The following is a 12,833-nucleotide window of genomic DNA, read 5'->3' on the forward strand; positions in this document are numbered from 1 at the left end:
AGGTGCGAAAAGTATGCAGATTTCCAAACAAAAAAGCACAGATAAACATCATAAATATGAGACAAAAGCTTTGCCAGAGGAGACTACTGTAACTAAAAACTATCAAAACAGCGAGCAGATAAAGATAGAACAACTCTGGCAAGCTTTAGTATCTCAACTATCTAAACACCAAAATATCGATCAACTAAAAATTTGGAGACAAATAACAGAGAGATTAGAAAATTTCCCACTGCACAGTAGAATATTAACAGCAATTATAGAACCAGGTAGCTTGAAGTTCAAGTATGCTAGTCATCTATTTTGCAGACTAATGGGTATAGATTTTATCAATGAAGTAGAACCACAGCAAAACATTAAACTCAACGAGTTATTTAGTGATTGGGATAACCTAGAAAAACTTTATCGCCTACAAATTTTGCACTGGGTACTCAAACAATTTTATCAAATAGACACAACACATCTACAATTTCAAAATTACTCAGTTATATCAACAGTTAATTCCCCAAAAAACTCAGAAGTCTGCCATATAGAATTCTGGTTTTGTTCTGAAGAGCTAAAAGTTACGAGAGTTGACCAAACAATAGACGAGTTGATAGATTTCAATCTCCAGTCAATGTCAAAGTCTGAACAAGCAGCTTGGTTGGTACAACCAGGAAACGTAGAAATGTTAGCCCAAAAGTTAAAATTGGAAAATTATCAAATAGAAGGCTGGCTTTTACTCGAAGGGTTGGATGTTACTGTTAAAGAACAAAAACGAAAACTCACCCAACTTTTGGTAGAACCAGAGTCATTAATGCAGCAAGAGAAATTTAAGCCAATTGATAAATTACTGCGATCGCTATTTCGAGCAGATGATATGATGTTGCTGCGAAATGAAGGAGAAAAACAATTCAAGTTATTTATTGGCAGTGAGTTTTTAACGAGAGCAAACTATCCCAAGCTATATTCTACACAAAGCCTACAAGATTCTCCGATCCTCAAAACTGCCCAAGAAAATCAAATTCAGAATATTCCCGAACTTGAATCAAATTGTCCAACTGAGTGCGAGCAAAATTTATTTCAACAAGGAGTCCGCTCCTTACTGCTAATTCCCCTAGTGATTAAACCTGCTTCTCCAACAGAGGAATCAGGTATGCCAGAAATTTTGGGAATAGTAGGATTAATTAGCAATCGTCCCAGCAACTTTAATCTCTCAGATTACAAAAATGCCCAAGACTTGATTCCGGCTTTGACCACTGCGGTTCGTCAAACAATTCAACAACGGTTTACCAATATTCGTAATATTCATCCTGCAGTCGAATGGCGATTTATGCAAGAAGCCGAACGACGTCGTTGGGGACTACCTCCAGAAACAATTGTTTTTGAGGATGTCTATCCCCTGTATGGTATCTGTGATATTCGTGGCTCTTCTACAGAACGTAACAGTGCAATTCAAAGTGATATTCTTGCTCAATTTCGCTTAGGTTTAGCCATTGTGGAAGCTGTTTGCCAAAAGCAAGATAGTGCTTTGTGCGAGCAACTACGACAAGATATGTTGGAATATATTAAGTCTCTAGAAGAAAGAGTTTCAGTGGATACTGAAATTACAACTTTAGAATATCTACGTTGCCGTTTAGAGGTATACTTTGACTATTTTGTGGAATGTGGAGATACTATTAAGGCTGCTGTTGAAGCTTATCGTGCAGCTTGTGATAACATCCATCATGGCGTATATCAAGCACGAGAACGCTATGACCAGATGTTGTACAAAATTAACTACCATCTCCAAAATACTTGGGAAAAGTGGCAAAAGCAGATGCAGCTAATTATCCCTCACCATTGTGATTTTGAGGCTACTGATGGCATAGACCACATGATGTATGTGGGTAAATCTATTAACTCTAAATTTAATCAATTTCATCTTAGCAGTTTACGTTACGATCAACTACGGGCAATTTGTGATTGTGCGCGAACTGCTTTGCGTTTGAAGGCTGAATCTGAGGAGCTTATATTGGGAGTTGTGCATCTGATATTAGTCCAGAATTATACGATTGATATTTATCACAATGAAAGTACGGAAAGATTATTTGATGTTAAAGGTACTCACGATATTCGTTATGAAATTGTCAAGAAGCGTATTGACAAGGGCGTGGACAAGGAGACAAAAGAGCGCATTACTCAACCTGGAATGTTGACTGTTGTTTATTCTACAGATGAAGAGTGGGAGGAATATGAACAGTATTTTCGTTATTTGGTTCGTGAAGGTTGGGTAGAGGATAAATTTGAGAGTGGTTTGGTTGAGCCTTTACAGGGAGTAAGTGGTTTACGGTTTGTTCGGGCGAAGGTACTGTTGCCAGAAGAAATTGAATCTAATCACAAATAGGTAAAAAATCTAAAGTTATTACTAATTGTCCAAACAATACAATCACAGTTTTTTATCTGTAGTTAAACTAATTAATTAATAATCTGAAATTTTCTCGTTGAGGAGGATAAATTATAGTGAATGCTGCAGAACAGGCCAAAAACTTTGAAGTCGCTAGTAAGATTGCTACGATTGTTAATTTGTTTAAGTCCCAGTTTCCAGATGTGAGGGTGGATCTTAAGCCCTGGATGAATGATCCAGATACTTTAGATTTGGTTGACCCAGATTCTATAGATATTGGTTTTCATTTGCCTGGTAGAAGTCGGTCTCTAGAAAGTCGTTGTTTATTGGTGCAAATTCGCTTTTATCAAGACCCTATTGAGGCTTATCGTCGTGTAATAGGGGTTGAAGTTGCTGGTTATGACCATCGTGGGGAGCAATGGAAGTTATCAACGGTGGGTGGATGGCGTTTTGTCGGCAATACTCAACCCACAACTGAATCTGCTGCTAAAGTGAAACATTTTTGTCGGCAGATTTTTGAGTTATTTAATAATAATGATGTGGCTGCTTGAAGAAGTCAGAAGTCAGAACTCAGAAGTCAGAAGTTAAATTTATACTTGGGGTGTCCCGATCGTAATTTTTAGCTGGGGACTTCTGCCGAAATTTTTGTTAATTGGCATTTAAGGAAAGCTTTTAAGTTTTTCATTTTAGAAAGATTTAAAGATAATTTGAAAATCAAATAAAGCTCTACTAATTAGTGATAATAAACTCTTTGTTTGTAGTTGGGCTTTAGCCCTCCAAATATTTATACTGGGGCTAAAGCACAACTACGAGTCTAATTATAAGTGTTTTACCAAACATAATATTAAATAGATAGCTCTAATTAGGGTTTGCTTATGGAAAGTATGAGTGGTAGGGGTAGGAGACACGAGACTGGAGACACGAGACTGGAGAAATGGAGATTATAGAGGAGGTAGTCGTAAAAATTGTCCCTTGATTTTTCTGCCATAATCATCCCAAAATACTAGCATGCATGAGCTTTTTGGACCGAAACAGGCGCACTTTTTTCGACCAAAAAAGGCTCAAAGCAATATCTGTCAGTGCTTTGATATTTAATCAGCAAGCCCTAATTAAACATTCAGGACTTAAACAGAACCACTATATAAGCGTAGGGGTGTTTTCCTGCGGAATGCTACGCAACATGAAACGCCCTACATATTGTGTATAATCTGATATAGCGCTCCGCGCTAGGGAATAGGGAATAGGGAATAGGGAATAGGGAATAGTAAACTGTCAAAGGATTTCAGGATTTAGAGATGTCCTAACCTTTGCTTCGACTGCTATATGTGTGCGTAATATAGAATCCTCCTGAAAAGTTGTCATTGCGACGATAGGAAGCAATCTCGCGCAACCTCTGAGATTGCTTCCTTCCACTCCGTTCCAGTCGCTGCGGACTTGGCTACAGTAATTATCCGGATTTGAGATACAGCAAATTTCGGAGAAATGATGTACAGAGTCAATGATGAAAATATTGTAGTGCGGGCATCTTGCCCGCGATGGGTCTACCTCATAATAACGGAAAGCGCTGTAAGTCCTGACTATCCTATCGAATCAAGAAATCATCACCACTAATAGCCGGTTGGCCAGCTAACACTGCAAACTCGCCGCCTTCGCCAAAACCGGGTTCGCTACCATTCTGATTGTAGAACAATTTGCCGTTATCACTGTTATAAACAATTGACGCTTCGGAAGTAGCAGCATTATTAGTAACGGTAGCAAACTCAGTTTCTATACTGAAACCTGTTCCCGACTCGCTCTCAAGAATGGTAAATGTATCTTTATCCAACACAATCATATCGTGACCAGGATTAAAATCAGTAATCAGATCGCTACCTAGTGCCTCAGTATCAAACTCCTCGTTGGTGGCAAAGACAAATCGGTCTTTACTCGCCCCACCAATCAAAATGTCGTTACCTGCACCACCGTTGAGGTTATCCCGACCTTGACCACCTCTTAATTCATCGTCCCCAGGACCACCAAAGAGACGATCGTTGCCAGGACGACCTTCCAAAATGTCATCATCATCCTTACCATAGAGATAATCGTGACCAGGGCCACCAGCTATCACATCTTCTCCATCATTTCCACTGATGGTGTCTTCCCCTTGACCGCCGGAAATTGAATCTGAACGTATGGAACCAGTCACTCGGTCATTACCATCTCCAGCTTGGAAACCGTCAGGGTTGTCTTCTAGGGTACTTGGTTGGATTTCGTAAACGTCATCCCCACTACCTAATTCTTCTTGTTCTGCTGGAGATACTTCCTCTCCTAATGGTGGAGCATACTGCAAGCCAAAGTTGCTTGCTAGTTCATTTTCCTCCCGACGCAGAACGTCTGAGTCAAAGTTGCGTTCGTAGATTTCGCTGTAGTTACCAACTGCTTTGATAATATTGACAACGAAATCGTTTTTCAGTCCCAGGACTTTACCAATATTTCCTTCGATACCGAGAAACTCGCGAATAGCTGAGTCGGAATCATTATCAGGATTATTGTCTATATTTTTGTCGATTAAATCATCAATGTTTTCGGAGGTAATGCCATATTCTTCTGCCTGAACTAAAGCATTAGTTACCCAGCGAACTACATCTGACCATTCTGACTGATTTTCGTCTGTTATCAGACCTAAAGGTTCTTTGGAGAGAACATCGTTAAGAATGCGATGCTGGTCAGGATTAGATAAAGTCTCTAGTCGCCCACTGAGAATGGTGAGGTCAGTGGTGACGGCATCTACTTCCCCTGCTTCATAAGCTGCAAACATTTCATCGTTGGTGGCAAATTCAACTGGGATAATATCTCCACCTAATTCTGTGAAAGTGTCTTCGAGGTTTTGTAAGGCAGTAGCTCCTTGGAGAACCCCGACGCGACGACCGTTGAGAGCTGGTAAAACGCTAATACCGCTATCGGAACGAACTAATACTCCCTGTCCGGTATAGATATAGCTAGGACTGAAGTCAATACCTAAAGTGGCATCTCGCAGGAGATTATGGGTGATGCCCATTGCTGAGACATCTACTACACCATTAGCGGTATTGCCGAAAGCAGATGGTAATGACTGCTCTGTAATTTCCAGTTTGCTTGGGTCTTCAAATAGGGCAGCAGCGATCGCTTTTCCTAGGTCAACATCGAATCCTTCATATTCTCCATTTTCTGTCTGTACAGCAAAACCAGGGTTATTGCCAGGAAGTCCTAGTTTTAAGACTCCACGGTTTTTGATTCGTTTGAGTAGGTTGCGGTTGTCGTTATTGTTTAAGGATATGTCTATCTCGTCACCAGAGAATGGAGGAGAATAGAGCAGACCGCCATCGCTCCAGAGTAAGTTCTGGTTTCGTTGTTGCTCTGGGTAATGACGCTCGTAAATTTCGCTGTAGTTACCTACTTCTTTAATAACGTTAACTGCGAAGCTCTCAGGAAGTCCTAGAGAGGCTCCTAATTCTCCTTCTATACCCAGGAAACGACGAATTTCGGGAGCGGAGTCATTATTCTCGTTGTCGTCGGTATTGAAGGCGATTATTTTGTCGATATTTTCTGAGCTAATGCCAAATTCTTCTGCTTGAATGGGGACGTAATTTACCCACCGGACTACATCGGCCCATTGAGAGTCGTTTTCTGGTAATGCTAGGGCGATGGGGTTTGTTGTTCCGTCTTGTTCCTCGTAATAGTAGACTGGACTGAAGTCAATTTTCTGACTGGCATCCCGTCCCAAGGTTTGGGTAATGCCGGATGCTAGGTCTGCTTGACCATTTGCTACCCTTTCTAAGGATGTTGACAATTCATTGGATACTGTATTAACTTTGCTGGTATCTCCAAATAGGGCAGCAGCTATGGTACGAGCAAATTCTAGGTCAAATTCATTAGCATCGGCGGAAGTGGCAACTTTGAGATTGCCTCGTTTGATAATTTCGTCTAAAATAGTAGTTTGGGAATTTTCTACTGAGTTGGCTTGGGCGACACCGAGTTCCATATCTACAGAAACTTCTGTTCCTGTTGCTGCTGTTTGTTGTTCTGGTTCGCTAACAATTTCAATAATGTCGGCTAAGTTGCCAAAGTGGTTATAGGTTTGGCCGTTGTTTTGCAGTAGTGCCAGTTCTTGTTGTTTGTAGTAAAGGGTTCCAGCGAGGATACTGAAGTCTTCCAGGGAGTCGGTGTTAAACCCAGAAGCAGAGACTTGAATTTTATCGCCTTGAGTGGGGTCAAAATCTACAATGAGGTCGCCTCCTTCGTTGGGTGCTTGGAAGTAGAACACATCTGCACCTTCTCCACCGTTGAGCAAGTCTACTCCTTTGCCACCGATGAGAATATCTTCTCCTGCTTCTCCTAATAACCAGTCATTATCGTTGTTTCCTTCTAAGACATCGTTGCCAGTACCGCCTCGGATAACGTCGTTGCCACTGTTGCCTTCTAGTTGGTCGTCTCCTGCATCTCCTTGGAGTTGGTCGTTACCTTGACCGCCTTTGATGGTGTCGTTTTCTGAACCACCAGCAATAATGTCGTCTCCGGCGTTGCCTTCTAAGACATCAGCGCCAAAGTTACCTTCGATATCGTCGTTACCTTGACGACCTTTAATAGTGTCACTACCTGCACCACCAGAGAGAATATCGTTTTCTTCTGCTCCATTAATGTTATCGTCTTCGGGGGTTCCGGTTTCTTCTATTCCTGTTGTGGCATTGCTGCTTTCCCCTTCGTCGTTATCGTTAATTTGGAGAACTGCTGTTTTCTCTATGGGGTCTAGTGCATAACCTTCTCCTACATATTTGAGGTTAATGGTGATGCTTTCTGGGGTTTCGGAAATGTTATCGTCTAATATTTCGAGGTCGATAACAGCTTCGGTTGCCCCTGGTTCAACATCTATCTCTCCAAATAAACCTTCGCTATTTTTGTAGTCTTGTCCTAGAGTTGCTGTACCGGAGATGGTATAGAGAATTTTTAGTCCTTGGGGTGGAGCTGCTTCGCCCAGGGTAATAATAAATTGACCCTTGCTGTCTTCTCCTTCTGTAACTGTTATGGTGGAGTTTTTTTCTCCTTCGACCAATTTTTCCTCATCGCTGTTTTCTCCTTCGAGCAAAGCTTCTAGGTCTAGCTCACCATTTTCTTCTTCGAGAAACGCTTCCAGGTCTAGGTCGCTGTTTTCTCCTGCGAGCAACGCTTCCAGGTCTAGCTCACTGTTTTCTTCTTCTACAGTTCCATCCCCAACACTGACTTTGACTGTGCGGTCTTCGTTGAGGGCGAAATCTACTAGGAAGGTGTCTCCTTTAAGTATTTCCTGGAGTTGGGTTTGAGACTCTTCGGGGGTAATTTCTCCTTTGACGAGTTGTTCTGTGAGGTTGGGTAGGGTGCTGTAGACTGCACGTTTAATTGGGTTGATACTCGGTAGTACGTCATTAACAGAACTAGATAATGTTTGTTCTACTAATTCATCAATGAGGTTGTTGCTTTGAGCGACTAATTCACTGAGTTCAATGATGGTTTCATTATTAACTTCTAGGTTCAGTTGCTCGGTTAATTGGTTGTAGAATTTCCGCAGGTCGTTGTTTTTGCTGAAGTCGAAACTTTCTACTGTTTCTAATACTTCTCCCAGAGCCTTAATTACCTGTATTTGACCGTCTGACTCTTCATATCCTGCTGCTTCTAGGAAGGTTGTGCCGTTGAGTAGTAGGTTCATTATTTTGATGTGACCAGAGGCAATGTCTATTCCGGTATCGTCTCCTGCTCCAATGGCACTGTAAGCATCGAAGTTGTCTAATGGTTGGGATAGAGACTCTAAGGAAAATCCGGTGATTTTGTTGAGTAGGGTTTCTACTTCTGCCTCTGCTATTCCCTGAGCGGATAATACTGCTTTCAGGGTGGTGAGTGGGGTGGTGCTGGTGTCTTCTCCTGTTGCACTTATTTGAGAAATCAAAGGAAGGGTTCCCGGTAGTCCGGTGCTGGTGTCTGTACCACCGATGACTACTATTTGCCCTTCTTGAGCGTCAACTTTTCCGTCTCCATTGCGGTCTAACTCTTCCAGCTCGTAGGGTAAACTATATTCTCCGCTGTTATCGGTGGTGGTTTGAGTTTCTCCCTCGTCTAGTTGGAAGTTGCCGTTGGTATCAATGAAGGCTGTGGCATTGGCTAAGGGGCCGTTAGCAGCACTTCCGTCTTGTTGTTGTTCGTAGGAAATAAATTCTACTCCAGTGACAATGTTTTTGCTGTTGTCACGCTTGTCTATAATTTCCTTGCCCGTTGAGGTGTCTGTAATGGTATAGTTGTCTTTGGTTCCAGATAAGATCAGGAGATCGCTACCCTCTCCACCATCAATGGTATCGTTACCCTTGCCTGGCTTGAGGATATCGTCACCATTACCACCATCAAGGAAATCATCACCAGCACCACCATCAAGCAAGTCGCTACCATTATCGAACACGCTACCATCAAATCCTAGGAGGGTATCGTTGCCAGCACCACCATCAAGCAAGTCGTTGCCACTATATCCTCTGAGGAGATCATCACCATCTCCACCATTGAGCCTATTTTGGTTATTAGTATTGCCAGCCCAGAGAGTGTCATTCCCAGCACCACCATCAAGATAATCGTTGCCAGAGCCACCATCAAGATAATCGTTGCCAGAGCCACCATCAAGATAATCGTTGCCAGAGCCACCATCAAGATAATCGTTTCCATCTCCACCCATCAAGATATCATCACCTCCGTGACCTCCAATATTATCATTTCCCCAACCGCCAGAGATAGTATCATTTCCCGAATTGCCATAGAGATTATCGTTGCCAGATCCTCCATAGAGATTATCGTTGCCAGATCCTCCATAGAGATTATCGTTGCCAGATCCGCCATAGAGATTATCGTTGCCATTTTGGCCCTGGAGATAATCGTTACCATATCCGCCATCAAGTGTGTCGTTACCGTTACCACCATGGACATCGTCGTTTTGATTGCCCCCATGAAGATAGTCATTGCCATCTTCACCACGAAGTGCATCGTTTTCATCATCACCATAGAGATAATCGTTACCATATCCGCCATAGAGCCAATCATAGCCCCACCCCCCATCAAGAGAGTCATTGCCATACCCGCCATAAAGAATATCATTTCCGCTGGTAGATCGTTCATCACCACCGATTAGATAATCGTTGCCAGAACCACCATAGAGTATGTCTTTACCAGAACCTCCATCAAGTTTGTCATCACCAGATTCACCATACAGTAAATCATTATCTTGTTGAGCGTAGAATATGTCACGGCCACTGCCACCTTTTAGGGTGTCTTTCCCATACCAGCCGTGTAGTTCATCATTTCCATCATTACCTTCTATATAGTCATCGCCACTATCACCAAAGAGTAAATCTGTATCCTGTTGACCGTATAGTGTGTCATTACCATCCCCACCATTGAGTCTATCTGTGCCATACCAGCCATGTAGTTCATCGTTTCCTGAGCCACCAATTAGGTGGTCATTTCCGCCTTCACCAAATATCCTATCGTTCCCACCATAACCATCAATTTTGTCATTCCGATCGTGCCTGCCGTTGAGAGTTTCAGAGCTATCCTTGTTGCGTCCTCCTATGCCAAAGAAATTGCTTATTCCATTGATGACACCACTACTAACACTACCAATACTGCTAATCACCGCATTAAAAGTATTTTCCGCAATACTGAAGCTTGAATCAAAGCTGGTGGATACAAAATTTGTAGCAGAGTTAATGGTTTGAATACCAAAATCGGCCACATCATTAAACGCCTCAACAAATTGAGCACCTCCGACTTCCTCTGCCACTTTGACGACTAAATCATCCATATTCTCTAAATCGATCAGAGCAACATCAAAACCGCCAAATGATGTATCAACCCTAACTGTGGCATTGCTTGGTGTGGCTGTAATTGTGATTTCAGTCTTCAAATTCCCTACAAATGGCATCAGAACAGACAAGCTACCTTTTACGGTGAGTTTATCATCTTTTAAGATGATGCTAGTACCTGCCAGTTCTCGATCCAAGAATTTAACTGCACCGACGATTTCAGCATTGTTTAAACCCTTAACATCAACCTTGGCATCCTCAACTTCTACAAGACCAAATAACAGATCCATGTCACCATCAATAGTCAGTTGATTTCCTGTACTCTTGATCGAGACTTCCCCAACTGGATCTGTCTGACCTAACATTTTTAGCGCTCCTGTTCCGCTGCTGTTTCCTGTTTGTGGATCGAATACCAGATTATCCACATCTATTTGGAGCAACGGACTTATAGGCAAATCAAACTCTTTTAACTTAAATTCTTCTGGCGTAAACTCAAAGTCAACTGCTGCCACTTCTTGATTAAAGACCTTAACGTTTGCTTGGCCACTGGCTGCTGGATTGTTAAAGTCAACCAACAAATCATTAACATTTAACTCAATTACACCCACATCTAAATTGAAGTAGTCAATATCAATACCGGATGTAGTAATTTCAAAATCTGTATCAGCAACTTTCTTACCGAAAAGCTCAAAACTACCGTCACCTTGAGCAATAACATTAACTCCGTCAATGTCTTTAGGCTTGGAGTAAACAGCAAGATCGTTAATATCTAACTTCATTAAAGGCAAATCGAAGTCAAAGTCCTTGATTTGTATGCCAGATGATGAAATTTCAAAATCAGCTTTGGCTACTTCATGTCCGAATATTTCTATGCGACCATCACCTCGCAAATATTGCTCAGTCGTGTTAACTTTCAGATCAATATTTAAATCTGTATCCGTGCCACCAGCTACCGGATTTTCAATCCCCTCAATGATTACATATCCTAGATTACCAACATCAAGTCGGGGGATTCTCAAAAATCCATCTAAACTGGGAACTGCAGAGAACGGATTGGCATTTAAGCTAAACATTCCTACTGCTCCCCATAGATTGACTCGAGCATTGATACCCAAACCTGGTAACAAAGTAGTTTGGGCAATTTTGGTTGCAGTAGGGACAATTTGAATCAGTGGATCGAGGGTTGTTTCTAAGACGTCTATTTCTTCTTTGAGTTTATTGATTTCTGTTTGCGTCAAATTATCATTCTCTAACTGTTCCTCACGTTTCTGAATTAAGGAGTAGGCATCAATTGCATCCTGTTTTAGCTCTGCGATTTCTTCTTGTATGGACTCAATCTCTTCTTGGGATGCGTTTTGTCCCTGCTTTTCAACAAGGAGGTCTTCTTGCCGTTTGATTAGCTTATCAACACCTTTGTTTGCATCAAGATTATCTGCTGAAACAACATTGGCAGCAAGAATTGTCTCATCAACAAAGTCTAAGGCATCCTCAAACCAGTCAAGGTTTTCTGCTGCTGCGGCCAACGCATAATCTACAAATGGACCGGGAACTAACATCTGGCTTATAACGTGACGCAATCTGACTGGTTCGAGCGCTGTTAGTGCAAATGTAAATTTCTGAGGGTTTTTAATCTCAACATTCTTTGCCAGTTTAAAGTTATAGTCTCCAAACTTCAAATCTCCTACATAGCCAATAGTAGAGAGAACCGGAGCAGGAGCACCGAATTGATAAGAACCTTCTACAGCAATAGCAATGTTTCGTAATTCTGAGGCCGGTAAACTAAAGGGATTTTCCCAACCACCGCCCGGAACCAACTTAGTTGTACCGTCTTCTTGTATTTCTTCTTTAAGAGTCTGAGCTTGAAGCGCTCCCTTAAGATTTAGGGTTTGAGTTGCGCCCACTTCTAAACTGCCACTTAAGCTCCCAAAAAGATCCATAGTGGGTTCATTATCTTTAGTTGGATCGTAGCCCTCTAAACGCAGATTTCCGCTAATACCAAGATTGAACTTTGATGTTGTTCCTAGTTTTACACCAACATTTGCAGTGGCTTTATGAAATCTGAGGTCAAAGGGTTTTAGAAACTCGGGTAACTCGGGTAAGAGACTAAAATCACCTTGAATTAGAGACTTCAAACCAATCCCCACCTCTTGAGTTGGTTTACCCAAGTTTTTTATGCCCATTCCCAAATGAAGGGCTGCGGTGTCTAGACCTGCATCCTTAAACATTTTGAAGAAGGACTTAGAGTCGTCCTCAATACTCTTAAAATCTAAAACACCAATGGCATTTAATCCCATAGGAAGATCAATGGGACCCAAGGTTTCATGACGATGGCCTTTTATGTCTTTGGTCGCTACCATAAATTCGGCACTCCCGATTGGAATGTCGATATAGTCGATAACTGAGTCAAGGACTGAGGGAGTGAGATCGCTGAGGTTAAAATTCTCTACCTTGGCGATCGCCAACATTTTTGGTAATTCTATACTTTTCGAGTCATCGGAAGAGCTTGTCCCTCCAGAGGTATTGGCAGTTCCTGAAGAGCTTGTCTCTCCAGAGGTATTGGCAGTTCCTGAAGAGCTTGTTCCTCCAGAGGTATCGGAAGAGCTTGTCTCTCCAGAGGTATTGGCAGTTCCTGAAGAGCTTGT

At 42.0% G+C, this 12,833-nt stretch carries 4 protein-coding genes; 3 read left to right on the top strand and 1 reads right to left on the bottom strand.

Features of this window, described 5'->3' with window-relative positions:
- The first annotated feature begins 13 nt into the window (after nucleotides 1–13).
- Complete coding sequence (locus ACP6PM_RS34410; protein ID WP_426591363.1) at nucleotides 14–2,362, top strand: GAF domain-containing protein; 2,349 nt, start codon at nucleotides 14–16, stop codon at nucleotides 2,360–2,362.
- Between the two features lie 116 nt (nucleotides 2,363–2,478).
- Nucleotides 2,479–2,913, top strand: coding sequence for a type 2 periplasmic-binding domain-containing protein (locus ACP6PM_RS34415; protein ID WP_426591365.1), 435 nt, complete (start codon nucleotides 2,479–2,481; stop codon nucleotides 2,911–2,913).
- A gap of 1,031 nt (nucleotides 2,914–3,944) precedes the next feature.
- Here ACP6PM_RS34415 and ACP6PM_RS34420 read toward each other — a convergent pair.
- Nucleotides 3,945–12,548 carry a transporter substrate-binding domain-containing protein gene (locus ACP6PM_RS34420; protein WP_426591366.1) on the bottom strand — a complete coding sequence of 2,868 codons (8,604 nt, stop codon included), beginning with the start codon at nucleotides 12,546–12,548 and terminating at the stop codon, nucleotides 3,945–3,947.
- A gap of 61 nt (nucleotides 12,549–12,609) precedes the next feature.
- On the opposite strand from ACP6PM_RS34420, the gene ACP6PM_RS34425 reads away from it, so the two are divergent.
- On the top strand, nucleotides 12,610–12,833 hold a 224-nt coding region (locus tag ACP6PM_RS34425), incomplete at its 3' end, for a hypothetical protein (protein WP_426591367.1).

Source organism: Dapis brunnea BLCC-M229, from assembly GCF_050015995.1.
In the GTDB taxonomy this organism is placed as follows: Bacteria; Cyanobacteriota; Cyanobacteriia; order Cyanobacteriales; family Microcoleaceae; genus Trichodesmium.

Coding starts and splice junctions, on each gene's coding strand:
- ACP6PM_RS34410 (WP_426591363.1), top strand. CDS start 14: ATGCAGATTTCCAAACAAAAAAGCACAGATAAACATCATAAATATGAG.
- ACP6PM_RS34420 (WP_426591366.1), bottom strand. CDS start 12,548: ATGGTAGCGACCAAAGACATAAAAGGCCATCGTCATGAAACCTTGGGT.